Consider the following 25,861-nt stretch of genomic DNA (forward strand, 5'->3'; position numbering starts at 1 on the left):
GAAGTGCTGGATGGGCGGGACGCCGGGACTGTCACCAGGGCGGCGGCGATTCGCGGTCCATGGATGGCCCGCTGGAGGGCTTCGGGGGCGTGTTGCGTCGCGACCCGTAGTGATTGGCGTAGAACCAGGTGAATTCAGCACCGAAGAGGAACACCTGCGCCGCGTAGTACACCCAGATCAATACCACCACGAGCGAACCGGCCGCCGTCAATGAAGAAATGGTCGAGCTTTTGCCCACGTACAGACCGATCAACACCTTGCCGATCTCGAAAAGAACCGCAGTGACGATCGAGCCGGTCCAGACATCCCGCCAGTCGATCGAGGCCTGCGGCATGTACTTGAAGATGACGGCGAACAGCACCGCCGAGATCCCCAGCGAGACCAGCGCGTTCAGCGCCTGCAGGACCATCTCCCAGCCGGGGAGAAATCCCGTCGCCCACTGGCCCGCGGCTGCCAGGCCGGCACTGACGACGAGCGAGACCAGGAGCAGGAATCCCAGCCCCAGGATCAGCCCGAGCGACAGCAGGCGAGCCCGCACCATCCGCCACAGGCCCGTGGTGCGTTGCACAGCAGGCACTTCCCAGATGCGGTCAAGGGCGCTCTGGAGTTCCGCGAAGACGCGCGTGGCGCCAATCAGGAGAATCACTACGCTCACGACGGTAGCCGCAATGCCCTGTGCCGGCTTGTCGGCGCTGTGGATCAGCGCCTGCAGACCACGTGCGCCGTCGGGCCCGACCAGGCCCCCGATCTGATGGATGACTTCGCCCCGCACAGCGTCCTGGCCCCAGATGAGGCCGGCGATTGCGATGACAATGATGAGCAGCGGGGCGATCGAAAAAACCGTATAAAAGGCGATCGCGGCAGCCATGCTGGATGCGTAGTCGTCGCTCCATGCCCGATACGAGCATTTTGCCAGGTGGAAGAATTGTCTGGGCGTAAGGTGCATCGCCTGCAGGGAGCAAATTCTGTGCCGAAGCGGAGCAAGTTCCGTGCCCCGATCCCTGGGCTGATTGGGCGACAGAGTGCGAGGCAGCGCCTCGTAAAGGTCCATGCTACGGATCATGGTCCGGCATCGGGAGACGTCGGTCCCCCTGTACGGGCCAGCGGGCGACAGAGAGCCAGGCGGCACATAATGCTGACAGCAGGCCAACTCCCGCCAGTTCCGACGGCTCGGGGGGCGCCAGCCCCATAATTCCGCGCAAGCCGGGTAAGCCCGCCATCAACATCAGTATCAAAGCCACGGCGATGACCATGCGTCCGACCCATGGGTTGCCGGTGTCGGTTCGCGCCGGGTTGCGGTTTGCCAAAACCAATAGCAACGCGCTCACCAGGAGTGAAGCGAAGACAGCCGTGCGGGCTTGCGCCACGGGGATGCCGTAGGTGATCGCGATGCCGTAACCGGCGAGCAGGATGACGGCCAACCCGAAGCCCTGGAGTGCCCCATGAAACACGTTGTCTTTCGAAAAGGGCGAAGCGTCGCGCGCCCGTGGCGGGCGGGTCATCACGTCGCCTGCTTCCGGCTCGGCCTCGAAAGCGACCGAGCACGCAGGGTCGATGAGCAGCTCGAGCAGAACAATATGCACGGGCAACAGCATGATCGGCCACTGGAGTGCTGCGGGTACGAGCGCCAGACCGATGACCGGCACATGCACGGCAAAGACGAAGCGGGTAGCATTGCTGATATTGTCGAAAATGCGCCGCCCCTGGCGGATGGCAGCTACGATGCTGGCAAAGCTGTCGTCGAGCAGCACCAGTGCGGCGGCTTCGCGCGCTACATCGGTGCCGCGCCCACCCATCGCGATGCCCACGTCCGCGCCTTTAAGCGCCGGTGCGTCGTTGACGCCATCGCCGGTCATTCCCACCACCTCTCCCGCGTCGCGCAGGACCTGTACCAGCCGTAGCTTGTGCGTCGGCTGCAATCGCGCGCACAGGTCCGTTTCCCGTAGCCTTTCGCGCAGGCCCTTGTCGTCCAGCTCGGCAATCTCGGCGCCGGTCAGGATCGCAGGGTTTGCAGACAAGCCCACTTGACGCGCAATGGCAAGCGCGGTGGCGGGGTGGTCGCCTGTCATCATGATCAGGCGCACCCCGGCGGCCCGACATTCGGCAACGGCGGCCGGCACTTCGGGGCGAGGTGGGTCGGCAAGCCCCACCAGACCGAGAAATTCGAAGTCGAAATCATGCTGGCTCACCGGCCAGATCGGATGGGCGCCGGGTGTCTCTGACCGGCCGGTCCAGCGCCCTCGTGCTACGCCGAGTACACGCAGACCCCGTTCTGCCATCGACACAGTGTCGGTCCGGATCACTTCAATGGTCTGAGCGTCCAGGTGGCAGAGATCGGCAATCGCTTCCGGGGCTCCTTTGGTGGCCAGCAAATACAACGACGGGTCGACGCTGGCGTATACCCGTGTCATCGCCAAAATCTCGCTCGACAGTGCATATTCGAATTCGGGGATGCGATCGTCATGCACGTGCTCGGTGCCGGCCAGCCATTGGTGGCCGAACTCCTGGATGGCCTTCTCCATCGGATCGAACGGGTCGCCTGGCGTGGCCAGCATGGCGAATTCGGCCAGCTCATGAAAGGCTTCGGGCAGGTCGGCTGCGCCATCGGCGATGAAGCGCCGATTGGCGCTTCGGAGTTCGGCCACTGCCATGTGGTTCAGCGTCAATGTCCCGGTCTTGTCCACGGCCAGCACGGTGATGGCGCCCAATGCTTCAACCGCGGATACTCGGCGGGTCAGTACGCGCTGTTTCGAAATACGCCACGCGCCCAGTGCGAGAAATACGGTGAGGATGACCGGAATCTCCTCAGGGAGGATAGCCATCGCCAGCGCGATTCCAGCCAAAAGGCTGTCCAGCAGCGAGCGACCGACCCACCACCAGTTCAGCAACGTCTGGGCGCTTGCGAGCACCAAGGCGCTCGCGCCCAGCCTGCGCACCAGCCTGCGCGAATTTTGCTGCAGCGACGAACTGGGTTCCACCGTGGAGGAAAGGTCGGCGCCAATACGCCCCATGGCGGTGGCGTTCCCGATTTCAACGACCTTGGCCAACGCCAGGCCGCGCGTGACGACGGTGCCCGAAAATACCGCTGTGGCGTTGTCCTGCTTGGCGACGTCGAATGCTGTTTCCCGGCCGCGCCGAGCCTGGTCGGGCGACAGCTTGATAACGGGTGCTGCTTCACCCGTGAGCAGCGACTCGTCGACTTCGAGGCGGCCGTTGAAAACAACCGCATCGGCCGCGATGCGGTCGCCCTCGCGCAGCACCAGAATATCGCCGCGCACGACATCACGACCCGCCACACGCTGCTCGGATCCGTCCCGGATGACGAGCGCGCGGGGCGCTGACAAGTCACGGAGTGACTCCAACGCCCGCTGTGTCTTGCGTTCTTGCGTCAGTGAAATCACGATGATGACGAATACGGAAGCGAGCAGGAACAGTCCCTCGGCTCGGTTCCCCAGTGCCAAATAGACGCCACCGGCTGCAAGCAGCATGAGGAACATTGGCTCCGTGAGGACGCCGAGTACTATCGCGACGAGTGGTTTTGGAGCGCTGTCGGGAAGTATGTTGGGGCCGTCTGCCGCCAGACGAATCTTTGCTTCCTCACTGGTCATGCCCTCTGGTGCCGACAATCCATCCGGAGTCCTCACGCCACAGCTCCTGATTCTTCTTTCGGGCATGCTCCGAACTCGCAGCGGATACTGCGTGTCGCGGTGCCGTCACGCTCACGCTGGCGTTTCGGGCCGCCTTTATCGGCCGGTTCCCAGGCGCTCGCCACCATCCCCGGCCGACGATGCCGCTTGCCTGTTCTCACAGTCCGCACACCGGACAGCGGCGGGCATCGCAAGGAGCCGTTCACGCACGATGGGTTCGCCGCAATTCACGCAGATTCCGTACCGGCCCTCACCCATTCTCGCTTCCGCCGCCTCGATCGAGCGCAACTGTTCTTCGTCGATCGCTATCTCCGCGCGCCGGAGTTCTTCGAACCTGGTGATCTCCGATACATCGGAGCCGATCCCTCCCTCACCTTCCCGGGCTTCATGTGCCGTCCGGATGTCGGCCTCGGCAGCCTGGATCTCATCCAGCAGACGAATCCTCGTTTGAGCGAGCCGGCCGTGCAGTTCCCGAATATCGGCAATGGAAAGATGTTTCATCATTTCCTCTATCTTCATGAGGTGGGGAGGGGACTCCCGCTGTCACGCCACACCGTCAGCTGATTGGGAGCAGCTTCGTGCCGCCGTCGCCCGCTTTCTTGGGCAGGTGCAATTCCAGCACACCGTTATCGTATTTGGCGGTGGCCTTTGAATCATCGATGTCATGCGCCAAGGTGAAACTGCGTGATTGAACACCAAAATAGCGCTCGCGGCGTATGACCGATTCGCCCTCTTTTTTTTCCGTTTCCAGCTGCGCTTCGCCGGAGATGGTTATCTGGTTGCCGTCAATGGCGACCTTGACGTCTTCCTTCTTCACTCCCGGCATCTCCGCCTTCACAGTATAACTTTGCTCCGTCTCGGAAACGTCCATCTTGATTTGCGGCTCCGTCTCGAAATTGCCGAACATTGGCCGGGCGCGAAGATCTCTAAAAAAATCTTCGAAACTCCGCAACGGCCAGGACCGGGTAATTTCATTGAAGGGATCAAGCTGCATCGGATTGTTGGCCATGATCGATCTCACCCAGAAAAATCCACGAATTTCGCCAGTTCCCATTGAGTGGACTCAATGGGGAGCGCGCCACTTATCTCATGGGCGGCGCGCGTGATCATATTAGTCTTGCGGAAAAAAAGGCAGTTGATAAATATCAACATCGATGCCCTTTCGCTCGACGAGCAACCCGATCGAGCCAGACTCTCGGCGAAAGATGACAATGTACGACATAGTGTTCAAAGACATTGAAATGTCACATCTATCGACCCGACGCACACAAATATTACAAGTCAGAGGGGCGGCGAAACTGGAGTCAGAAAACGTTGCTCCAAGTCAAGTTTCTTCACGGATTGAGTCTTTCCGCCGGCAGAGGGCGTGATAACGTATATACAGCCTGAGCATGACGGGGACAGAGGGTCGGTCGGCTGCCCGCCTCGCCATACGATAAGCTGCAGGCGATATCGTACTGACAAGACAACAGGTCGAGGACCCATCATGTATGCACTCAAGCCTACAGATTACCCCTCTGATTCGCCGGCGAGCACGAACTATCCTGGTCGGTCCACGCGTGTCGAACCGCTCACATCCATTTCGGATATCTGCAAGTTGTTGAAGCTGGGATATCGGCCTGTACAGCGGACCAATGCCCCAGACTTGCAATTCCATCATCGGCGACTCCGGACCGGCGATCGGATATACCGTCCGGCACAGGCGTTCGAATCGCTATATGTCGTCTGGTTTGGATATCTGAAAGTCATATTGCGCAATTTCGAAGGCGATGAGCGCGTCCTGTCATTTCCGATGAAAGGCAATCTTTTGGGCGCGGACGGAATATGCAACAGCTCCTATCAGACCGAATGTATCGCACTGACCGATTGTGACCTGATCGTTGTTCCGTTCAGGAAATTGCTGGCCGCGGTACGCCGAAATCCTGAACTGGAGGAGATCGTGTATATGTCGATAAGCCGCGAACTGACAGAGGAGCGAACGGCAATCAGTCTGTCGAGTCCGCTGAGAGCCCAGGGACGCGTCGCGCTTTTCCTGGAAACCATCGCCGAACGGCACGCGGCATGTGGGTATTCCTCCAAAGAAATCCTGTTGCCAATGACCCGGCATGACGTCGGTTGCTACCTGGGCCTGACGCTGGAGACCGTCAGTCGAGCCTTGTCGGCGCTGGCGGCCACAGGCATAATCGCCGTACGACGGAAAAACATCAGGATACTGAGGCCGGACCTGCTTCATCTGATTCAGGCCCATTCTGCCTCATCCTGCCGTGAGGAAGAACCGTTACAGTCTCCGACGTTCGCGCTGTAGCGCGACCCACCATTCGATCGACAGCCGGGATCAAACTCCCATCCAGCGACGGAATATCAGACGCCGCTGATGACGACCTTCAGGGCGTTCTCCGCAGCCGCGTTGCCGAACACTTCATAGGCCTTCAAGATTTCGTCAAATTTGAAGCGGTGAGTGATGAGGTTCTCAGGCGTCAGCCGCCTGGACGCGACTGTCTTGAGCAGCATCGGCGTCGTGTTGGTGTTGACCAGACCTGTAGTCAGGGTGATGTTCCGAATCCAGAGCTTCTGGAGCTCGAGTTCGACGCTCCGTCCGTGGACACCAATATTGGCGATATGTCCCCCCGGGCGCACGATACGTTGACATATATCGAAGGTCTGGGGCACCCCTACGGCCTCGATCGCGACATCCACACCGTCCCTGGCATGCGCGAGAACCGCTTCGACGGCGTCACTCTGGGCGCTGTCCACAACATGCGTGGCACCGAACTTTGTGGCGGCATCCAGGCGGAAACGATTTGTGTCCACCATGATGATTTCACGGGGCGAATAAAACTCGGCGGTCAATAGTGCCGCCATCCCTATCGGGCCCGCGCCTACGATGGCTACCACGTCTCCGGGCTTTACCGCCCCGTAGAGCACACCTATCTCGAAGCCCGTGGGGAAGATGTCACTGAGCATGACCAGCGCCTCTTCATCATTCCCGGCCGAAATCGGGTATAGGCTGTTATCGGCGTACGGAATCCGCACATACTCCGCCTGTGTACCGTCGATGAGGTGCCCCAGGATCCAGCCGCCATCCTCGCAATGCGCATACATCTGCTTCTTGCAATATTCGCACCTCCCACAAGACGTGATGCATGAGATCAGCACGTGGTCGGATTTCTTCAAACCGCGAACGGCACTTCCCGTCTCTTCGACGATGCCGACACCTTCGTGGCCCAGTATTCTTCCCGCGCTGACATCCGGCACGTCACCTTTCAGAATATGCAGATCCGTTCCGCAAATGGTGGTCTTTATGATCCTTATGATCGCATCAGTCGGCTCCAGGATGCTTGGAGCAGGGACCGTTTTCCATGCTATCTTTTCGGGTCCAAGATAGACCAATGCCTTCATGGTCGATGGGCGGGTCATATCATCTCCTCAAGAGCGCGCGTTATGATGAAGGAATGACCAAAGGTTAGATGAATGACGTGCGGATATATTGATAATGATCAACTGGGCGCGAAATAGAATGTATGCCCGGCCGTTCATGTCCGCTTTGGTGCCAAGCGTGATCGATAGAAACGAACCTTCACGATCTGAGCCATCGTGAGATACAGGGCCACCAGACAAGTCAGGACGATGAAGTAGCGCCAGGGCAGCGCGGTAAAACCAAACAGCCCGGCCAGTGGCGAAAATGGAATGACCGCCGCAATCGCCAGCACTGTGATCGCAGCGAGCCACAACGCCGGGTGCGGGTGACTCCGTAAAGGATTGCCCCGGGTTCGGATGACAAAGATCACGAGAATCTGCGTGGCCAGAGATTCGATGAACCAGCCGGTCTGAAAGAGGCCTTCATCCGCTTTCAAAACGGTCAGCAAAAGATAAAACGTTGCAAAATCAAACAAGGAGCTGACCGGCCCGAGTATCAGCATGAAATTGCGCAATAATTTCATGTCCCAGTGCTGCGGGGTGGCGGTTTCCTCGCGATCCACCGCATCCAGCGGAATCACCACTTCGGACAGATCATATAAGATGTTGTTGAGCAGCACCTGGGTCGGAAGCATGGGCAAAAAGGGGAGAAACAGGGCAGCGCCGGCCATGCTGAACATATTCCCGAAGTTCGAGCTGGTACCCATCATGATGTACTTTCTGATATTGGCGAAAGTCCGCCGGCCTTCATTGACGCCAACTTCAAGCATGGACAGGTCGTGTCTCAGCATGATCAGGTCCGCCGAGGCCTTGGCGACGTCGACCGCCGTATCCACCGATATACCCACGTCGGCGCTATGCAGGGCTGGAGCGTCGTTGATCCCGTCGGCCATGAATCCCACTACGTGGCCTCGCTTCTGCAAAGCCTGAATCAGGCGATTCTTCTGTATGGGACTGACTCGGCAGAACAGATTGGCGGTTTCTGCCTGCAGGAGAAGGGCATGGTCGTCCAGTTTGGCGATCTGACTGCCCATCAACATACCGGTCATGGGGATCCCGAGAGCGTTGCAAACGTGTTGCGCCACGACCTCGCTGTCCCCTGTGAGGATTTTGACCGCAACTCCCTTTCCCGTCAGACTGCGGATCGCCTCGCCGGCATCCTTCTTTGGGGGATCCAGAAACGCAGCATAGCCGGCGAAGATCAGGCCATCCTCATCCGAGACCGTCACGTTGACAGTATCGACCGGTGCTTTCTTCCACGCGATCCCCAGTACGCGATAGCCGCTCGCACTGAGCCTGTCCAGCGTTTGCCGTGCCAGAACATGTGACCGGTCCGACCATGGTATTTCTTTGGCATCCGTACTCTCGTAGGAATCGCAGTGCGCCAACACGTCTTCGGGAGCGCCTTTGACGACGAGAAGGTTTTCATCGGATCGGCGTAACAGCACGGACAGCCGTCGCCGCTCGAAATCGAACGGCACTTCGTCGAGCTTGCGCCATTCGCTGATGTCCATGGACTCGTGAGCGAGGATGGCGTCTTCCAGAGGGGTATGCACTCCCGCCTCGAAACTGCTGTTGAGATAGGCCAGCTCCAATACATGGTTGTTGTCGCGCCCCGCAATGTCGACGTGGCACGCCAGGCTGATCTTCGCCTCCGTGAGCGTCCCTGTCTTGTCGGTGCACAGGACATCCATGGCCCCGAGGTTCTGCATGGCGGATAGTCGCTTTACGATCACACCGTGCTCGGAAAGCCGCAATGCGCCGCGTGACAATGTCACAGTCACCACCATGGGCAACAGTTCCGGCGTCAGCCCGACGGCCAGCGCCAGGGAAAAGAGAAAAGACTCGAGCCACTGCCGGTTCGCCAATCCGTTAGCGAGAAGGACGAACAATACCAACGAAAGGGTGATGCGCAGGATCAGATAGCCAAAATGGCGTATTCCCTCGTCGAACGCCGTCGGGGGGCGGTCTTGCGAAATGACGCCGCCCACCATGCCAAGCTGGGTGGTTACCCCGGTCCTGACTATGAGCACGGACCCGATTCCGGACAGCACGCTGGATCCCATGAAAACGGCGTTTACGGCGCAGTCCAGGCCATCTCCATCGGGTGTCGCGCCGGCGTGCTTCTCGGCTGGAAAAGATTCACCCGTCAATGCCGCCTGCTGAACAAACAGATCGGTGGCACCGAGCACCAACCCGTCAGCGGGCACCAGGCTGCCGGCCGACAGGCTGACGACATCACCTGGCACGAGATTCTCGACGCCGATCTCCCGGTCAGCGCCGTCGCGTCGCACGGTCACCCTCAAGGCGACAGACTTTCGCAACTCGGCGGCCGCCATCTCGGCTTTATGCTCCTGGAGATAGTCGAACGCGACGCTCAGGACAACCATCAGCGCAATGATGCCTGCACTTGTGGCGTCCCCAACCACCGCGGAAACGCCCCCCGCAACCAACAGCAGCAAAACCAACGGGTTGCGCAGGCGACCCATGATTTCGACAATCGGATTCTTATGCGCCGCGGCGCTCAACCGATTGGGACCATATATACCCAAGCGCCGCTGCGCCTCCTCGGTCGTCAAACCGGTCGAAGACGCGCGGAGTTCTTCCGGTGCATGCGCCAACGTCCACCAGGGACCATCGGCACGATCGAATCCGTACGTCTTCGACTTGATCTCGTTATTGGGCATTGTTGTGCAATCGAATATCCGGATCCAGCCCGCCTCAGATGCGAGGGTCGGGATCCAGTTCCAGACGAATGTCGACGGTGCCGTCGCGGGCTGCGGATAGCGAGAATCCGAATTTCTTGGCCAGCCCAAGCATGCGAACGTTTTCAGTCAAAACGGTACCTGCCATGCTGGCCGTGTGGCGTTCACGACAATAGCGGATCGCCTTGGACAGCAGCTTGGACCCCAAACCTTTGGATTTCAGTGTGGAACTTACTGCAATGCCTATTTCAGCCTGTTGATTATCAGGGTCGAACATCAATCGCACCTCGCCCGCAATTGTCTCGCTGTCCGATTCACCTCTGCCAACTGCCACCAGTATCATCTCCCTGCTGTAGTCGATCTGGGTGACTCTTGCCAGTTCTGACGGGGCGAGCTGGCGCACTGCGCAGAAAAAACGATTTTGAATATCCTCCGTATCGAGGCTCTCCAAAAATCGCTGGTAGGATCGTATATCGGATGGCAGAATCGGGCGCAATAATAGCGTCCCATCTCCGAGACCTGCCATCTCGATAATCTCCTCCAGCTCCCTGGGGTAGGGCCGGATGGCCAGGCGGTCGGACCCTCGAAGCGGGGCTGGCGCCACTCTTATTCGCGCGTCGAGCGCTATCGCACCGGTCTCATCGAGCAAAAGAGGGTTGATATCGAGTTCAGCGACTTCCGGGATGTCCACGATCAATTGAGAAATCCTGACCATCACCCGATACAGGCTTGGCAGATCGGCTGCTGGACGATTGCGGTAACCCTGCAGCAATTTGAATATGCGGGTACGAGACGCGAGATCCTCGGCAAGAGCGATGTTCAACGGAGGCAGGCTCACCGAACGATCGTTGATCACCTGGGTCGCAACGCCTCCTTGCCCGAACAGAATGACAGGACCAAACGTCGCGTCCTCGGCCATGCCCAGAATCAGCTCGTGCGCGTTCGGCCGGTTGATCATGGCCTGGATGGTAAAGCCCGCAAGCCGGGCATCGGGCCGAAGTCTGCTCACCTGACTCACCATATTGGCTGCTGCTGTGCGAACGGCGGCTGGAGATTCCAGATCGAGTGCTACGCCGCCGACATCGGACTTATGAGTGATATCCGGAGAAAAGATCTTGAGCGCGACGGGGAACCCGATTTGCCCGGCCAGGGCAACCGCTGTCTCGATCGTCGACACAACATGAGTTTCGACGACGGGGATATCGTATGCCGACAACACTGACTTGGCTTCTGCTTCGTCAAGAAGGCTGCGTCCGTCCGCAAGGGCTCTTTCCACAATCGCTTTTACCTGCGCGGTATCGACCGCCAGACCGACAGGCAGCGAAGGCGGCGTCTCGAGCAATAACTCCTGATTCCTCCGATAGGCCAGCAGATACAAGAATGCCTGAACTGCCTCCTCGGGCGTCTGGTATGTGGGTATGCCCGCTCGGTTAAAGATACGCCTGGCGGCCGCGACACTCTGTCCGCCTAGCCAGCAGCCGAGCATACTCCGCGACGATGCGGCCATGAGCGGAGCGCATTCTCTGGCAATATCTTCGCTTGGCACAATTGCCGTAGGGGCATGCATGAAGAGCACCGAATCGGACCCGTGACCATCCAACACGATCGACAGTGTCTTGCGATAACGCTCAACGGGTGCGTCCCCTATGATGTCGATAGGGTTGGCCCGAGACCAACCAGAAGGCAGCGTTGCTTCCAGTTCATGCGTGATGTCGTCTGTCAAGGCGGCCAGTTCCTCTTGGGCGAGGTTCAACGCGTCCGCCGCCATGACGCCTGGGCCACCGCCATTGGTCACAATGATCAGCTTGTCGCCGCGCAGAGGTTTCGCCCGTGACAAGGTTTCTATCGCGCTGAACAGGTCCTGGGTCGTATCGACCCGCAGCATTCCCGCGCGCCTGATCGCCGCATCAAACACGATATCCGAGCCGGCCATGGCCCCCGTGTGCGATGCCGCCGCCAAGGCCCCTGCCGCTGATCGCCCCGCCTTGACGACGATGACGGGCTTGTTGCGGGCGGCGGCACGTGCGGCCGACATGAATTTGCGCGCATGCTTGATGGACTCGACATACAGCAGGATGCTGCGGGTGTCGGGATCGCTGGCCAGATAGTCAAGTATGTCCCCGAAATCGATATCGGCGCTATTGCCAATGGAAATGAATTTCGAGAAACCGATATCGTTCTCGGCTGCCCAGTCCAGAACCGCCGTCGTGAGCGCCCCTGACTGCGAGACAAAGGCGATCTTTCCGGATAATGCCGTGGCTCCGGCGAAACTGGCATTGAAGCGAATGCCCGGAATGATCAGCCCTATGCAATTGGGCCCTAGAATTCTGAGCAGGTGAGGCTGCGCTGCTTCCAGCATGGCGCGCTGTGCATTTACTCCGTCTCCGGTGATGTGCGCCTCGAGTCCCGCCGTCAGTACGATCGCCGCTTTAGTACCCAGGGCTCCGAGCTGTTCCATCAAGCCGGGTACGGCAGGAGCCGGCGTGCATACGACGGCCAGGTCGGGAATGGAGGGTAGCGCCGACAGATCGTGGAAAGCGGGGATGCCGGCAATGCGGTCATGCTTCGGGTTGACCGGCATGATCGGCCCGCTGAACCCGCCGCGCATCAAATTGAGCATCACTATCGACCCCACGCTATGAGGGCGATCTGTGGCGCCTATGACCGCGACCGAGTCCGGATGGAACAGATGATCCAGATTGCGTATGGTCATCAAGAATGCCCCTCGGAATCCAAATCATCCGTGATTGGTTGGACGCCTATTCCTTTTAGCGTGGGAAATTTCGTTTTTGCCGGCGGAAAAATCTCGAACGCCGGATACCGAAGGCGGAAATGCCTTCGCGCCAAGACTGGCGAATTGGGCTGCATTCTGAAGCATCCTGTTCCAGCCTGAGTAAAACATCTCTGTCGGACCCGCCACATCGCGCTCTGTGTCGGCGACCAGCGATGGCGCGGTCTCCGTTTTCAACTTGGCCATATGCTTGCCCAGGGCTGCACTGATTTTTGTCTGTGTCTCAGTAGCTGTGGCCAGGAACCGCCGTTGAAGCTCTAGCAGATCCTTGGGGGGGCGAGTAAAGACAGCAGCCTGCACGGCAAGCAACTGTTGCGGATCCCGGAGAGCCATGGCAGCCTGCAGAAGATTCAATTGAGCATCGAGCACTTCGCGCGATTGCTCGAACCAGGCATGCTGAATTCCACCCATCCCTTCAAGGAGCGCCTCGGATACCTCCTCTGCCACGGCCAGCCGCTCTTTATACGCGGCAAAGGGACCATCGGTCTCGATTTTCATGATGTACCTACCAATAAGAAAAATTTCTCATGTGACGTGAACATAGCTGCCGGGCGCATCCTCCAGCTCCGCCAGACTCAATGCCAGATTTCCAGAAATTGGCATTGCGGCTGTTTTTTTTGAAGACCGCTTCGCCAGCCAGGCTTCCCATTCCGGCCACCAGGAACCTTTCTGTTTTCTAGAGGCCGCCAGCCAGGCATCGGGATCAACATACTCGCCACCCGGATCCCGGTGCGCAATTCGATATGAAGATCTTCGGTAGCCATTTCCCAGCGGAGGGTTGACGATGCCGACGTTGTGGCCGCCCGATGAAAGAACAAATGTGATTTCACACTCCGTCAGCCAGTGGATCTTGTAGACGGACGTCCACGGAGAGACGTGATCGCGTTCCGTACCGACCACAAAAATGGGCAGCCGCAGATCTTTTAGAGCGATGGGTTTGCCGTCGACCTCGAATCTGCCTTCTGCCAGTTCGTTGTTCAGATAAAGCTTGCGCAAGTATTCGCTATGCATCCTGTAGGGCATTCGCGTGGCATCGGCATTCCATGCCCGCAAATCCGTCATCGGCGTTTGCGCGCCCATCAGATACTCGTGGACCAGCTTCGACCACACCAGGTCTTTGGAATTGATGAGCGCAAAGGCACCGGCCATCTGTCGACCGTCCAGATAGCCCTGGCTTGACATGATGGTCTCCAGGTAGGCGACCTGGCTCTCATCGATGAACAGGCCGAGCTGGCCAGGTTCTTCAAAGTCCAACTGGCTGGCCAACAAGGTCATGCTGGCCAGGATGTTGGACTGCCTGCGCCGCAGGGCGGCAGCGGCGATTGCCAGGAGGGTGCCCCCCAGACAATAGCCCACCGCATGAATTGGGGTATCCGGGACCATTTTGCTGATCGTCTGCAGGGCGGACATGATCCCCATTTCCAGGTAATCGCCAAACGACAGGTCCCGGTCGCCCCGCGTCGGGTTGTTCCAGGAAATCATTAATACGGTATGGCCGTGCTCGATCAGGTACCTGACCATCGAGTTTTGGGGCGACAGATCGAGGACGTAGTACTTCATGATCCAGGCGGGCACGATCAATACCGGCTCAGGATACGTTTCTCCTGTGTCGGATTTGTACTGAATCAATTCGATCAGGCGATTCCGGTAGATAACCTTCCCGGGGGTCACGGCCACGTCCCTGCCCGGTACAAAGGCATCGGTCCCCCTGGGTCTGCGTTCGAGCAGGAGATTGGTCGCATCCTGGTACCAATTGATGACGCCTCGTATGAGGTTGCTGCCGCCCGTTGCAATGGTGTAGCGCAGGATCTCGGGATTGGAAAAGACGAAATTCGATGGGGACAGCATATCGAGCCATTGGCGGGTCACGAACTTGGCCACATCCTCGTGGTGGTCGGAGACGCCCGGCACGTCGGACATGGCTTCGCCCCACCACTGTTCCGTCAACAAAAAAGCTTGCAAGGCCCCGCTAAACGGGATCGTTGACCAGCCGGAATCGGCGAACCGCTTGTCATCCGGCTGGGGACGCGCGCATGGCGGGCATCCCCCCCCCGATCCGTATAAATAATTGCACCACGCGATCAGCTTGCGCACCGCGCTTCCCGACATCTCGCGTTGCTTGTCGGGGGAGGCGGCTACGTGACACGCCCAGTCAAGGTAAGCGGCTGTTATCGACGCCAGGGCGATGCCGTGTGTCGACGGCGCCAATGCCTGATGGACGATTGCGTCGGACGAGCCGGGTGGCGGTGGATCGCGGAGCCCTTTTTTCATGAGGTTTCAACACATGTGCTGGCCGCCGTTAATTGCAATATTGGCGCCGGTGATAAAGGCCGCCTCGCTTGATGCCAGGAAGCTCACCAGCGCGGCGACCTCGTCGGGTTCACCCAGCCGCCCTATGGGTATTTCAGGCAGGATTCTCGTGTCCAGGATTTCCTGCGGAATGTTCGTCACCATCCGTGTACGCAAATAGCCAGGCGAGACGGTGTTGACCGTCACCCCTTTTTTAGCCACCTCCAGAGCGACGGACTTGGTAAAACCATGAATCCCCGCCTTCGCGGCGGCGTAATTGGCCTGTCCGAATGCGCCTTTCTGTCCATTGACGGAGGAGATATTGATGATCCGTCCCCATCCGCGGTCCATCATGGAATCCACCACCTGCTTGGTCATGTTGAAGATGCTGTCCAGGTCGGTACAAAGCACGGTACGCCAGTTATCCAGCGTCATTTTGCGAATAGACGCATCGCGCGTGATGCCGGCGTTGTTGACCAGCACATCGATTGCTCCCATTTCGTTTACGATCTGCGCCGTGGCGCTCTGGCAAGAGGCGTAATCAGTCACATCGAGACGGAATGCCCTGAACTCGAATCCGTTTTTCTGTTGCTGGGCCAGCCACTCCCGGGCGTGGTCATTGCCAGGGGAATAGGTGGCGGCGACCCGCAAGCCGCTTTTTTCCAGATGCTGGCACAAGGCAGTGCCCAGCCCCCCCATGCCGCCCGTCACCACCGCGACTCGGGCCAAAGTCTGAGTTGACGCTGCCATACCTCCTCCATGCCTGAAAAGGCAATGTCTGACACACGGATCCTCACCCGAGCGTACTCCGGAGGTCGGCAACTATATTGCGCGATATCAAAAACCGTGCGAATGGCTACGGCACGAGGGGCAGCGCGCTCTGGGCGGCTGGTGGCGTGGCTGTCGGGCAGCCGGAACCGTTTGGCGTCCGATGCCGTAACCGGGGACGGTTCGGTCAGTAGTCCGCGATCTTGGCGCGCAGTTGCTTGGTGGCGCTGCGCTCGGTTTTTGCCTGCTGGCGACGGCGCCTGGATCCTTGCGTGGGACGTGTGGGGCGCCGTCGGGCAGGCGATGCACTGGCCCGGTCGATCAGTTCCTGCAAGCGCGCCAGCGCCTCCAGTCGGTTGTGCGCCTGGCTGCGGCTCGATTGTGCCTTGATGACGATCGTGCCCGCGTCAGTGATGCGATGATCGCGCATGCCCAGCAGCCGCTCACGGACGTGTTCCGGCAGCGAGGAGGCACGAATGTCAAAGCGCAGATGGACGGCACTTGAAACCTTGTTGACGTTCTGGCCGCCCGCGCCTTGGGCGCGGATGGCGGTGAACTCGACGTCTTGTTCCCGGATCAAGTGTCGGTGCCGCGTCAAAGGACCCCCTCGCGGCAGCGGGCGGACACGCCTACATCAAGCTTGGCAGCCACAGCACGATCTGCGGAAATGCGGCGATCAGCACGAGGAACAGCCCGATCAGCACGATGAACGGGGTCACGCCCCACAGCAGTTCCTTGAGGGAAATGTCGGGTGCGATGCCCAGTATCACGAACAGGTTCATTCCGACGGGCGGGTGAATCAGCCCCGCCTCCATCAGGATGGTCATCTGCACGCCGAACCATATGAGGTCGAAGCCGTTGGCCTGCAGGGTCGGTATCAACACGGGGGTGATGAACAGGATGATGGCAACCGGCGGCAGGAAGAAGCCCAGCACGAGGATCAGCATGTCGATCCAGAAGAGCAGCTCCCAGTGCGACATGTGGAGCGCAACCAGCCATTGGGTAGCGCTCTGGGTGACGTGCAGATAGCTCATCACGTTGGAATACAGGAACGACATGGCCACGATCATCATGAGCATGCATGACTCTTTGGTCGTGTTGAGCAGGATCGGGCCCACGTCCTTCCAGTGATAGCAGCGGTAGATCACCATCACCATGATGAACGTGATGAATGCGCCCACGCCTGCCACCTCTGAGGGCGTCGCGAAGCCGCCGTAGAGGGCCACCATGATGACGAAGATGATGATGGCGAAGGGAATCAGGCGCGGCAGCGTCTCCATCCGCTCCTTCCAGGTAAACGATTCGTAGACGATGGGCGTGGGGGTCGCCGAGGCGGCCGCCCGCTTGCGCTTTTCGTCGTAATGGGACTTGTAGCCGACCCAGACAGCGAAGAAAGCGGCCAGCAGTATCCCGGGGATGACGCCGGCGATGAAGAGCTTGCCGATCGACTGCTCGGCCACGATGCCGTACAGGATGAATGTGATCGACGGGGGAATCAGGATGCCGAGCGTGCCGCCTGCGGCTATCAGCCCGCCCGACAGTCCGCCGGAGTAGCCGCGCTTGCGCATTTCAGGGATGCCCATGGATCCCATGGCGGCCGCTGTGGCAGTGCTCGATCCGCACATGCCGGCAAAGATCGCGCAGCCGATGACGTTGGCGATCCCCAACCCGCCCGGCAGTCGACTGAGCCATCGATACGCGGATTCGTAGAGATCCACGGAAGCCCGGGTGCGGCCGATGGCTTCTCCCATGAGGATGAAGAGCGGAATCGCAAGCAGGGTGAAGTTGTCCATGCCGCCATAAAGCGTTTCGGGCAGGGTCGAAATCATGGCCGGCGGCATGACCAGGATCATGAACAGCAGGGAGATGGCCGCCAGCGCGAACGCGACGGACATACCCGACAGCAGCAGCACCAGAGTGCCCGAGACGAACAGGATTCCCGAGAAGTATTCGCTCATGATGACTTCTCCGGAGTGGGGTTGCGCAAGCGTGCGATTGCTTCAACGATCTGGACGAGAAACTGCAGCACGGTGAGCCACATGCCGGCCGCAATCAGCGCAAAGGGAATCCACAGTGCAGGCCCCCACGTGGAGTCCGTGGTCCAGTCTTCGCTCCACGCCCGGTGGGTATAGAACGACACGCTCACGGCGATGAACAGGCAGACGGCGCAGGAGAGAATGTCGCCGAACAGAATGCGCCAAGGGATCCAGCGCTTGGGCAGGAGCAGATCCAGGACTTCCGTCCCTACGTGCGAACGTTCCAGCTGAGTAAACGAAGACGCCAGGAAGGTGGCGCCGATCAACAGGAAGACATTGACTTCCAGCGACCATGTGTGGGGTTCGGTCAGGAAATAGCGCCAGATGACCTCGTAGGTGATGAGCGTCGCCGACAGGGCGATCGAACCGCCCGTCACGTAACCACAGACACGGCTCAACACCGCCATGGCACGGCCCGTGCCCTGACCCATCCCTCCCGTCATTGTTCTCTCCTGAGGCGTATGCGGTATCTGAAAGCCGTCGGCGGCGGGCACCCCGGCGGCAATTTCACTGCTTCAGCTTTACTCCGGTACGGCTTCCGCCATCTGGATCAGCTTTGCGCCGTCCTTCACGTGGTCGGCGAAATACTTGTACGCGCTCTTGCGCGCCTCGGCCTTCCACATGTCGAACTGCTGCGCCGTCATGGTCGAGACCTTGTCGCCGGATTTGGCGTACAGATCCGCTACCTTGTTATCGTCCGCCTTGCAGGCTTCCAGCGAGAATTGTTCCAGCGAGTGTCCGACGTCCATCACGATTTTCTTCTGCTCTGGCGTGAGCTTGTCGTAGGTCGCCTTGGACATCAGCAGCGGTTCGAACATGTACCAGAAGCTGTGGTCCTGTGCCGTCGTGATGAATTTGGCGACCTCGTTCATGCGGAAGCTCATGAGCGATGCGCTGGATGTCCAGATGGCATCGACCACGCCCGACTGCATGGCGTTATAGGACTCATTGGATGGGAACGACGCAATGGCGCCGCCTGCGGATTGCAGCATGAGCTCGATCATTTTGCCCGCGCCGCGCACCTTCAGCCCCTTGACGTCCGCCGGGACCACGACGGCTTTGTCGCGCGATGCCACGCCGCCCGCCTGCCAGATCCAGCTCACGATCACGACACCGTGATCTTCGAGATATTTTTCGAGCCATTTCCCGATGGGGGCATTTTCCCAGTTGTAGCCCTGCTGGTAATTCTTGATGAGAGCCGGCATGAGCGTGAGGTTCACGGCCGGCAGCTTGCCGCCGGAATAGGCAAGCGGGTAGACCGACAGGTCCAGCGATCCGTTCGACATGGCCTCGAACTGCTGGTTGGCCTTGAACAGCGACGCCCCTGGATAGATCTGGAATTTGATGTCGCCGTTCGTGCGCTTTTCGACCTCGGCGGCAAACTTGCGGGCCACCTGGTCACGGAAGTCCGTGTTGGCCGGGAATTGGTGCGAAATCTTGAGTGTCACGGGTGCCGCGACTGCCGGTGTTACCGAGAACATCGACGCACAGGCGCCAATTGCCGCGGACAGGATCAGTCCGCGAAATATCGTCTTTTTCATAAAGTCTCCTTTGGTTCTTTGGCTCTTTGTGCCGTCGGCCTTCTGGGCTATTTCTTCGGCGGATATTACGCCCACGCCCCGAATAGTGCGAACGCGACTGCTGATTCACTGTCCCCCGACGTGTGACCGTCATGGGCGCGTCAGTCGTGCAGCGTGCCGCGTGCCACACCAAAGGACGCTATGAGGGTTACATTTTGCTGATTATGGATTACAGATACCTGACCAGCGTGCGGACCATCGGGAAAGTCATGCGATTCGGGTCAGCGTTCCATGGCGGTGGGCTGGGAGTCGCTCACTCTCCGCTGCCCGTCTTCAGCTTGTTTTTGTGTTTCGCCCGGTACATGGCCTGGTCGGCATGTTTCAGGAGCTGCTGTTCATGCTCGCCATGCTCCGGGTAATGCGCAATCCCGATGCTCGGCACGATGCTGAGGGTGTGGCCGTCCAGCGCGAACGGCCGGCTCATTGCGTCATTGATTTTCGCCGCGACCACTGCGGCCTGTCCGGGCGCGGGTACGCGTTGAAGAAGCACCACGAATTCATCGCCGCCAATACGCGCCACAGTATCCGACTCGCGCACGCACTGCTTCAAGCGGCTGGCGACTGCCTGCAGCAGCAGGTCTCCCACGCTATGGCCCAGCGTGTCGTTGACTGGTTTGAACCGATCCAGATCGAGATAAAGCACGGACAGCCGCTCGTGCTCTCGGCGGGCCATTGACAGGGCCGTCTTGAGCCGGTCGTACAGCAGCCCACGGTTTGGCAGCCCAGTGAGTTGATCATATTGCGCCATGTGCTGAAGTCGGGCCTGCATTCGCTGGCTCTCGATGGCGGTGGCGATCTGGGTGGAGATGAACTGGAGAAGCTCCCGGTCCTTCTCGTCGTAGCGCACACCGCCCGGATAGCTCTTCAGCACGAGCACACCGATGGTGCCGTCATGCGACTTGAGGGGAACGCCCAACTGGCAGAGCGGACTCGGCCCGGCACGAATCCCCGGCTCGTCCACCGTTATCGCATCCCGTGTCAGCAGAAGTGGCTGTCCGCTGTGCAGGATTCCCGCGTACAGCGTCCCGGCCATCGGTTTGAAGGGTACCGGCTTGCGCTCGTGCTCGTCCGCATAATAGGGGAAGCTCAGTAATCCCGTGTCCTTGTCGTACAGCGCGACCGAAAAATTGTCCGCCGGAAGCAATGTGCCGACGATCTGATGGATGCGTTGAATCAGTGTGAGCAAATCCCCGGCCCCGTGAGAAGCTTCGGAGATTGCATAGAGCGAAGTCTGAATCAACTCGGCGTGCTTGCGCTCGGTGATGTCGCGCGCGACGCCGATCCGAACCTGATCGGTGGGCGACCAGCGTGTCGCCCACATGAGATGGACGACCTGTCCGTCCTTGCGCACATAGCGGTTCTCGAAATGAAGCTGAGGGTGGCCTGACATGATCTCGGTCACCGATTGCCGGGTTCGTTCACGATCCTCCGGCAGCATGATGTCGAACATGTTCATGCCGACCATCTCTTCGGGTGTGTACCCGAAGATACGTTCGCACGCGGCGCTGGCGAACACCACACGGGCGTTGACGTCGACCGCAAACACCGCATCTATGAGGAGATCGATGAAGTTGGCGTCGGGCGTATAAGTTCTTTTCCGCATGGAAAATCTCGGACCTTGCCGTCGAGGATACCCTGGCCGTAGATTAAAGCATATGCCGGGGTGGACGATGGTGTGAACCGTGGCAGCCCGGGCGGAAGTGGCCGAACGGCGGGTCGGGCCGCGGATTTACACTAGCCTGGCGGCCGTTATTCCTTTTGTTCCATAGGTGCTTCATGAAACGTGTTTCATTGAGTCGCTTGCTGCCCGGCGTGGCCCTCTGCGTATTGTCCATTTCGGTAGCGGCCTCTGGCGGTCTTGCGCGGGCTGCGTCGGCTCCGCCGACCAGCCCACAGCCCGGCGCTGCCTCGGCGAGACCGGAGGTGCAAGCGCTCTGGGAGCAGGTCACCCGGTCAGAGTTCATCCTCCAGGGGGCCAGCGACAGCACGAAGAAGGCGACCCTCTATGCCTTCTTCGATCCCAACTGCATCTTTTGCCATTTGAGCTGGGAGCTCTCACGCCATTACTACCAGGAAGGCCTGCAGGTTCGGTGGATTCCAATTGCCTTCCTCATGACGGACAGCGCGCCCAAGGCGGCTTGGGTCTTGCTGAGTGCCGACCCGCCCCGGGCGCTTTCGGAGGGCGAAGGGGGCTGGGAGGGGTTGCAGGACGGAGGCGGGGCCTTCAAGCAAGGACCTGTGACCGCCGAGATTCAGAAGACCCTGGCCCGCAACAAGAAGCTGTTTATCGACCTGGGCTTGACCGGTACACCGGGCTTTGTCTACAAGGACGCGGCCGGGATCGTCCACACCGCGTCGGGCGTCTCAAGCAAACACATGTTTGCGAATATGGTGGGCCTCCGGTTTGTACCGGTGGATGATCCCGATCTGGAACACATTCCGGATTAGCGGAACTTTGGCTTGCCCAATCGGGACCTTGGCCTCTGGCGCTGCGTCACAGCCAGGGGGCAAGAATCTTGTCGGCGATATCGGCCCAGCCCTGATTGGCCGTTGGATTGGCCGGGCTGGGGTGCAGCAGGTAAGTGGTAGGGACATGGCCGTCGCCCGTGCCGGTGATGGTCTGCGCGCGGCCATGAGCAAAGCGCCCGATGCCCACCACCGCGCGTGGCCTGATCGCATGGATCACAGCGCCCAGCGCGGCGTCACAGATGCCGAATAACGGTTCACGCTCGGCTTTGTGCAATTGTTCCGGGACCAGGTTGCGGTTATTGCGCAGAAACAGCAAGGGGCAGTAGTTCCAGACAAAAATGTCCTGGAAGAATCGGTCCGGGCTTTGGAAGCGCCGCCGTGCCCAGCCCCAGAAGCGATCGCCGCTGCCTTCGCTGCGGTGGCAGGCAAAGCCGGCGATCGGGTATTTGACGTGCTGGTCGGGCAGCGGACCACCCAGTGGTTTTTCGATCTTCAGCCAGTCGCGTGCCACGGAGACCTCGCCGAAGGGGACCCCGGTCTGGGCCATTCCCCATGGGCCGGGGTTCATCCCGACCAGCAGGATCCGTCCCTCCCGGCTGCCGTACCGCTGCAAATATTCACGGTGGGCCGACCACATGTAGACCAGCGGGTTATAGACGTGGCTGGCGCTGGGAAATGTGAGCACCTGCAAACTGCCTGCCAGCACGCGCGCGATGGCCGTGCTGGCATTGTCGGCATCGGGCCTTGCGATCATGCCTACAGACACGAATCAATCAGCGCGTGGGCGCCTTCCAGTGTCATGGGCTTGCTCTGAAACAGGATTCGGTACATGACGGGCGCCACAAAGCGATCCATGATGAGTTCCAGGTCGGGCGCCTGTTCGCCACGCCGGGCGGCGCGGTCCAATATGATCTGTATCTGGGTTCGGGTATAGCCCGAACACTGGCTCTGCCACCCGCCCTCTGCCGCGCACGCCATGACGTCGCGCACCATGGCCGTACCCGGATCGGAGGTCATTTCCTCGAAGAACTGCTCGGCCCACGCGTGCAGGTCGGTCTCCACGTGTCCCGTATCCAGGGGCTCGCCTTCGGGCCGCAGCCGCTCGACCGCAACGTCCGCAAGCAGTTGCGACAGATCGCCCCATCGGCGATAGATCGTCGATGCGGTCACGCCGGCCCTGGCGGCAATCATCGGCACTGTGAAGTCAGCGCCACCGTGCTCTGCAAGCAGCTCGCGCACGGCCTGATGGACCGATTCCTGGACTCGCGCGCTGCGACCGCCGGGGCGGGCGCCTTCTCGTATGGCCATATTTCGACGTTAACACAAATTATTTGCTTTAATACAAAAACGGGCGCACAATCCTTAACGCAAATTATTTGCGTTAATCGAGAGTCACCATGCAAACCCGCTGCTCTGCTTTGCCCCGGCCAGATACCCAAGACCGCCCGCAGCCAATGAACCAGGAGAGGGCCTTGTGGCTGCAGGGGGTGATTCTGCTCACCTTCATGGCGGCCTCCAGCGCACCGACGCCACTATACGGCATCTACCGCGAAAGCTGGGGATTCTCCGCCATCACGCTGACCATCGTATTCGGGGTCTATGCCGCGTCCGTGCTGCTCGCCCTGCTGGTGCTTGGCTCAGTCTCGGATCATATTGGTCGTCGACCCGTCATCATCGGAGCACTCCTGCTCGACGCCGTAGCCATGTGGATATTTTTGACCGCAGCGGCCGTTCCTGCGCTGATCGCTGCTCGGCTGCTGCAGGGCTTGGCCACGGGGGCAGCCACCAGCGCGCTGGCGGCCGGCCTGGTCGATCTCGATCGCCGGCGCAGTCCTTTGGTCAACAGCGTCGCGCCAATGGTTGGACTTGCGCTCGGAGCCCTGGGGGCCAGCATACTCGTGCAGTATGCCCCGGCACCGATGCGGCTCACCTTCATCGTGCTGGCCGCAACGCTGGTCATCCTGGCCCTGCTGGCGTGTTTCCTGCCCGAGACCGCGGGGAAACGCCCCGGATTGCTCGCCGCGATGCGTCCCGTCATCTCCGTTCCGGCCCGTGCGTGGCGCGTGCTGTGGCTGATTGCACCGGTCGATGTAGCTGCTTGGGCATTGGGCGGATTCTATCTGTCGCTGGGGCCGACGCTGACCCGGCAAATCTCTGGCATGGACGCCCCGGTCGTCGGCGGCGTGATCGTGTTCGCGCTGACTGCGAGTGCCGCAATCACTACCCTGACACTGCGCGCCTGGCCGCCGCAGCGCATGGTTCGGTTCAGCGCAGTCACGCTGATGTCGGGCATTGGAATGACGCTGGGCAGCATCTATGTGGGGTCGGGCGTGCTGCTGTTCGCGGGCACCGTATTGGCAGGCACCGGTTTCGGGCTGGGCTTTCTGGGCGCCCTGCGGACACTGTTGCCGGTCGCCGGGCCGCATGAACGGGCGGGCCTGATGGCTGCGTTTTATATCCTCAGCTATCTGTCGTTCAGCCTGCCCGTCATCCTCGCGGGTGTTCTGGTCAATACCATGGGCCTGGCCGTTGCAAGCTACTGGTATGGCGGGGTGCTGATCCTGCTGGCTGCAGCCGCCCTGATCGGTACCTCGCTGTCCCCCATGGTCGACGTCGCGGGTGGCGCGTCAGACGGGCAGGCCAAGATGCAGCAGGGCGGCCACGCCCCATCCGATCAAGGCCACACCGGCGAGGCGGCTTAGCCACTGCCCACCGGGAAGCAGTTTTTCTCCCAGAACGAGCGCGGCCAGAAGGCCTATCCAGTACAGGTTCATGATGCCGCCCACAAAAAGCAGCAGCATGATCAGCCCGCAACAGCCGACGCAGTACAGGCCATGCCGGATGCCCATGATGAACGCGCCACCCGCGCCGCTTCGCCAATGCGTCAGGACGAAATCCAGGGGCGAGCGGCAACGCTGCAGACACGCGTGCTTCCAGGGTGTCCATTGATAGGCTCCGGCGGCGATCAGCACCGAGGCTGCCAGAACGAGGCTCGTGAGTTCGAGCCTCGGCGACAGCAGCGCGAGCTCTTCCAGCCAGAACTGCAGCAAGACGGCGCCCACACTGAACCCGCCCCACACGGCAGCGTAACCCAGGACGAACGTGATGGTTCCATTTGCGGGACTGCCTTCGGTGCTGCGACTGCGTGCCACCCTCGCATAGAGCAGCACCATGGGGGCGGCACTTGGCAGCATCATGGCGGCCATCATCACCAGCCACATCGACAGCATGAGCCCCCAGCGATCCAGCGTCCAGGGCATGACGCTCATGGGCATGACCATGCCCGCCATCTTCTCGTCTCCCGCGTCGAGACCCAGGATCAAATAAGCCCAAGACAGCGAGACGAGAAGTGCCAAGCCGCCGATCACCAGCGCCCGATCGTGCCGCAACATCCGCTCGAGAAGGGTGCGATCGTCCATGCGGCACTGTGCTAGGCAGATTCCTGGGCGCCTTCCGGGGTTTGCACGACGTTGGCCAAACTGCTGTGCGAGCCGTGCGTCTCGTACGGGATGGCCCCCGTACTTCGGATGTTGGCCGATGCCACTTCGGCTCCCCGGTGTTCGAAGCCCTCTGGCATGACGACGCTGATGCGGTGCGGAAGCCCTGTGACCGGGTTGCGAATGGGCTCGACGTCGATATCCAGCAGCCCAGGAACGACCAGCCGCGCGGTCCGCGCGTTTTTATCAAACTGGAAGGTAATCGGGGCGAACACCGGATCGTGCACTTTGACAACGATGGCGCTGAAGATCTGAAACAGCGTGCCGTCGGCCGAATGGCTGCCCGAAAGAATGGCGAGCATCGCCTCGCGCTGCGCCGGCGTGGCGCGTTCATCGATGATCGGCTGCATTTGTCCGTTACCCTCATGCAGCGCGCCGGGAAACTGAACGGTTGCACAAAAGTGCAAGCCATCCAGGGAAACGTCGTTGAAATGGCCTTTGGTCACATGCATGCCGACCATGCCCTCGCACGAGCCCTGGGTCGGCCGGGCATTGAAGTCGCAGGGGCAACCATAGGCACAGTTGCAACTCTTGATCCATTCGCCTTCAAGGCGCCAGTCCGCGTTTGTCATGACTGTGTCTCCTCAAAACCATATGGATGGTATGGAGTTTCAACCTACGCCGCCACGTGATGCCGTGCAAGAGGTTTCTTGTGCCATTCT

At 60.1% G+C, this 25,861-nt stretch carries 22 protein-coding genes; 3 read left to right on the forward strand and 19 right to left on the reverse strand.

The window, feature by feature from the left end; translation table 11 throughout:
• Positions 1–31 precede the first annotated feature (31 nt).
• From ACVCMJ_RS13680 to ACVCMJ_RS13695, 4 genes are all read right to left on the reverse strand, one after another.
• The gene (locus ACVCMJ_RS13680) at positions 32–868 is read right to left on the reverse strand and encodes a YihY/virulence factor BrkB family protein (RefSeq protein ID WP_447081948.1); all 837 of its coding nucleotides are present in this window, start codon (positions 866–868) and stop codon (positions 32–34) included.
• A gap of 184 nt (positions 869–1,052) precedes the next feature.
• The gene (locus tag ACVCMJ_RS13685; RefSeq protein WP_447081949.1) at positions 1,053–3,608 is read right to left on the reverse strand and encodes a cation-translocating P-type ATPase; all 2,556 of its coding nucleotides are present in this window, start codon (positions 3,606–3,608) and stop codon (positions 1,053–1,055) included.
• 135 nt (positions 3,609–3,743) lie between these two features.
• Positions 3,744–4,166: a TraR/DksA family transcriptional regulator gene (locus tag ACVCMJ_RS13690; protein ID WP_447081950.1), complete on the reverse strand. Its 423-nt coding sequence runs from the start codon at positions 4,164–4,166 to the stop codon at positions 3,744–3,746.
• Between the two features lie 37 nt (positions 4,167–4,203).
• Positions 4,204–4,656, reverse strand: coding sequence for an Hsp20/alpha crystallin family protein (locus ACVCMJ_RS13695; RefSeq protein ID WP_447081951.1), 453 nt, complete (start codon positions 4,654–4,656; stop codon positions 4,204–4,206).
• A gap of 477 nt (positions 4,657–5,133) precedes the next feature.
• On the opposite strand from ACVCMJ_RS13695, the gene ACVCMJ_RS13700 reads away from it, so the two are divergent.
• Positions 5,134–5,952: a Crp/Fnr family transcriptional regulator gene (locus tag ACVCMJ_RS13700; protein WP_447081952.1), complete on the forward strand. Its 819-nt coding sequence runs from the start codon at positions 5,134–5,136 to the stop codon at positions 5,950–5,952.
• 56 nt (positions 5,953–6,008) lie between these two features.
• Here the strand turns inward: ACVCMJ_RS13700 and ACVCMJ_RS13705 are convergent, their stop codons facing one another.
• From ACVCMJ_RS13705 to ACVCMJ_RS13755, 11 genes are all read right to left on the reverse strand, one after another.
• Entirely contained in the window at positions 6,009–7,046 is a 1,038-nt protein-coding gene (locus tag ACVCMJ_RS13705; protein WP_447082597.1) for a zinc-dependent alcohol dehydrogenase family protein, read from the reverse strand.
• 134 nt (positions 7,047–7,180) lie between these two features.
• The gene (gene mgtA / locus ACVCMJ_RS13710; protein ID WP_447082736.1) at positions 7,181–9,880 is read right to left on the reverse strand and encodes a magnesium-translocating P-type ATPase; all 2,700 of its coding nucleotides are present in this window, start codon (positions 9,878–9,880) and stop codon (positions 7,181–7,183) included.
• Complete coding sequence (locus ACVCMJ_RS13715) at positions 9,786–12,482, reverse strand: bifunctional acetate--CoA ligase family protein/GNAT family N-acetyltransferase (RefSeq protein ID WP_447081953.1); 2,697 nt, start codon at positions 12,480–12,482, stop codon at positions 9,786–9,788. The genes mgtA and ACVCMJ_RS13715 overlap by 95 nt, the downstream gene beginning before the upstream one ends.
• A 24-nt stretch (positions 12,483–12,506) precedes the next feature.
• Positions 12,507–13,058: a phasin family protein gene (locus ACVCMJ_RS13720; protein WP_447081954.1), complete on the reverse strand. Its 552-nt coding sequence runs from the start codon at positions 13,056–13,058 to the stop codon at positions 12,507–12,509.
• A 27-nt stretch (positions 13,059–13,085) separates the two neighbouring features.
• The gene (locus ACVCMJ_RS13725) at positions 13,086–14,831 is read right to left on the reverse strand and encodes a PHA/PHB synthase family protein (RefSeq protein WP_447082737.1); all 1,746 of its coding nucleotides are present in this window, start codon (positions 14,829–14,831) and stop codon (positions 13,086–13,088) included.
• A gap of 6 nt (positions 14,832–14,837) precedes the next feature.
• Positions 14,838–15,548: an acetoacetyl-CoA reductase gene (gene phbB, locus ACVCMJ_RS13730; RefSeq protein WP_447082738.1), complete on the reverse strand. Its 711-nt coding sequence runs from the start codon at positions 15,546–15,548 to the stop codon at positions 14,838–14,840.
• Positions 15,549–15,804: 256 nt separating this feature from the next.
• On the reverse strand, positions 15,805–16,197 hold the full coding sequence (gene arfB / locus ACVCMJ_RS13735; protein ID WP_447081957.1) for an alternative ribosome rescue aminoacyl-tRNA hydrolase ArfB: 393 nt from the start codon (positions 16,195–16,197) through the stop codon (positions 15,805–15,807).
• Between the two features lie 49 nt (positions 16,198–16,246).
• On the reverse strand, positions 16,247–17,575 hold the full coding sequence (locus tag ACVCMJ_RS13740) for a TRAP transporter large permease (protein ID WP_447081958.1): 1,329 nt from the start codon (positions 17,573–17,575) through the stop codon (positions 16,247–16,249).
• Positions 17,572–18,096: a TRAP transporter small permease gene (locus tag ACVCMJ_RS13745; protein ID WP_447081959.1), complete on the reverse strand. Its 525-nt coding sequence runs from the start codon at positions 18,094–18,096 to the stop codon at positions 17,572–17,574. Before ACVCMJ_RS13745 ends, ACVCMJ_RS13740 begins: the two co-directional genes overlap by 4 nt.
• Before the next feature lie 78 nt (positions 18,097–18,174).
• Positions 18,175–19,194, reverse strand: a complete 1,020-nt coding sequence (gene dctP, locus ACVCMJ_RS13750; protein ID WP_447081960.1) for a TRAP transporter substrate-binding protein DctP — start codon at positions 19,192–19,194, stop codon at positions 18,175–18,177.
• 292 nt (positions 19,195–19,486) lie between these two features.
• Positions 19,487–20,836, reverse strand: a complete 1,350-nt coding sequence (locus tag ACVCMJ_RS13755) for a diguanylate cyclase domain-containing protein (RefSeq protein ID WP_447081961.1) — start codon at positions 20,834–20,836, stop codon at positions 19,487–19,489.
• Between the two features lie 320 nt (positions 20,837–21,156).
• Here ACVCMJ_RS13755 and ACVCMJ_RS13760 point away from each other — a divergent pair, with 320 nt between their 5' ends.
• A complete protein-coding gene (locus tag ACVCMJ_RS13760) occupies positions 21,157–21,681 on the forward strand; it encodes a thioredoxin fold domain-containing protein (protein ID WP_447082739.1) in 525 nt (174 codons plus the stop codon).
• Positions 21,682–21,727: 46 nt separating this feature from the next.
• Here ACVCMJ_RS13760 and ACVCMJ_RS13765 read toward each other — a convergent pair whose 3' ends face one another.
• Both ACVCMJ_RS13765 and ACVCMJ_RS13770 read right to left on the reverse strand, forming a co-directional pair.
• On the reverse strand, positions 21,728–22,456 hold the full coding sequence (locus tag ACVCMJ_RS13765; RefSeq protein WP_447081963.1) for a uracil-DNA glycosylase family protein: 729 nt from the start codon (positions 22,454–22,456) through the stop codon (positions 21,728–21,730).
• 2 nt (positions 22,457–22,458) lie between these two features.
• Positions 22,459–23,010, reverse strand: a complete 552-nt coding sequence (locus ACVCMJ_RS13770) for a TetR/AcrR family transcriptional regulator (protein WP_447081964.1) — start codon at positions 23,008–23,010, stop codon at positions 22,459–22,461.
• Between the two features lie 146 nt (positions 23,011–23,156).
• Between ACVCMJ_RS13770 and ACVCMJ_RS13775 the strand changes: the two genes are divergently transcribed.
• Positions 23,157–24,404: an MFS transporter gene (locus ACVCMJ_RS13775; protein WP_447081965.1), complete on the forward strand. Its 1,248-nt coding sequence runs from the start codon at positions 23,157–23,159 to the stop codon at positions 24,402–24,404.
• On the opposite strand, the gene ACVCMJ_RS13780 is transcribed toward ACVCMJ_RS13775, so the two are convergent.
• Positions 24,330–25,121: a DUF2182 domain-containing protein gene (locus tag ACVCMJ_RS13780; protein WP_447081966.1), complete on the reverse strand. Its 792-nt coding sequence runs from the start codon at positions 25,119–25,121 to the stop codon at positions 24,330–24,332. The two genes, ACVCMJ_RS13775 and ACVCMJ_RS13780, sit on opposite strands and share 75 nt — an antisense overlap.
• An 11-nt stretch (positions 25,122–25,132) precedes the next feature.
• The gene (locus tag ACVCMJ_RS13785; protein ID WP_447081967.1) at positions 25,133–25,771 is read right to left on the reverse strand and encodes a DUF1326 domain-containing protein; all 639 of its coding nucleotides are present in this window, start codon (positions 25,769–25,771) and stop codon (positions 25,133–25,135) included.
• Between the last annotated feature and the right edge of the window lie 90 nt (positions 25,772–25,861).

The sequence above is a fragment of the Castellaniella sp. UC4447_H14 genome (assembly GCF_052978285.1).

Bases quoted from the DNA above. Each gene is read 5' to 3' on its own strand.
- ACVCMJ_RS13700 (WP_447081952.1), top strand. From the start codon at position 5,134: ATGTATGCACTCAAGCCTACAGATTACCCCTCTGATTCGCCGGCGAGC.
- ACVCMJ_RS13705 (WP_447082597.1), bottom strand. From the start codon at position 7,046: ATGAAGGCATTGGTCTATCTTGGACCCGAAAAGATAGCATGGAAAACG.
- dctP (WP_447081960.1), bottom strand. From the start codon at position 19,194: ATGAAAAAGACGATATTTCGCGGACTGATCCTGTCCGCGGCAATTGGC.
- ACVCMJ_RS13690 (WP_447081950.1), bottom strand. From the start codon at position 4,166: ATGAAGATAGAGGAAATGATGAAACATCTTTCCATTGCCGATATTCGG.
- ACVCMJ_RS13765 (WP_447081963.1), bottom strand. From the start codon at position 22,456: ATGATCGCAAGGCCCGATGCCGACAATGCCAGCACGGCCATCGCGCGC.
- ACVCMJ_RS13780 (WP_447081966.1), bottom strand. From the start codon at position 25,121: ATGGACGATCGCACCCTTCTCGAGCGGATGTTGCGGCACGATCGGGCG.
- phbB (WP_447082738.1), bottom strand. From the start codon at position 15,548: ATGGGGGGGCTGGGCACTGCCTTGTGCCAGCATCTGGAAAAAAGCGGC.
- ACVCMJ_RS13755 (WP_447081961.1), bottom strand. From the start codon at position 20,836: ATGCGGAAAAGAACTTATACGCCCGACGCCAACTTCATCGATCTCCTC.
- ACVCMJ_RS13770 (WP_447081964.1), bottom strand. From the start codon at position 23,010: ATGGCCATACGAGAAGGCGCCCGCCCCGGCGGTCGCAGCGCGCGAGTC.
- ACVCMJ_RS13745 (WP_447081959.1), bottom strand. From the start codon at position 18,096: ATGACGGGAGGGATGGGTCAGGGCACGGGCCGTGCCATGGCGGTGTTG.
- ACVCMJ_RS13720 (WP_447081954.1), bottom strand. From the start codon at position 13,058: ATGAAAATCGAGACCGATGGTCCCTTTGCCGCGTATAAAGAGCGGCTG.
- ACVCMJ_RS13680 (WP_447081948.1), bottom strand. From the start codon at position 868: ATGGCTGCCGCGATCGCCTTTTATACGGTTTTTTCGATCGCCCCGCTG.
- ACVCMJ_RS13695 (WP_447081951.1), bottom strand. From the start codon at position 4,656: ATGGCCAACAATCCGATGCAGCTTGATCCCTTCAATGAAATTACCCGG.
- ACVCMJ_RS13685 (WP_447081949.1), bottom strand. From the start codon at position 3,608: ATGACCAGTGAGGAAGCAAAGATTCGTCTGGCGGCAGACGGCCCCAAC.
- ACVCMJ_RS13725 (WP_447082737.1), bottom strand. From the start codon at position 14,831: ATGAAAAAAGGGCTCCGCGATCCACCGCCACCCGGCTCGTCCGACGCA.
- ACVCMJ_RS13740 (WP_447081958.1), bottom strand. From the start codon at position 17,575: ATGAGCGAATACTTCTCGGGAATCCTGTTCGTCTCGGGCACTCTGGTG.
- ACVCMJ_RS13785 (WP_447081967.1), bottom strand. From the start codon at position 25,771: ATGACAAACGCGGACTGGCGCCTTGAAGGCGAATGGATCAAGAGTTGC.
- ACVCMJ_RS13775 (WP_447081965.1), top strand. From the start codon at position 23,157: ATGAACCAGGAGAGGGCCTTGTGGCTGCAGGGGGTGATTCTGCTCACC.
- ACVCMJ_RS13715 (WP_447081953.1), bottom strand. From the start codon at position 12,482: ATGACCATACGCAATCTGGATCATCTGTTCCATCCGGACTCGGTCGCG.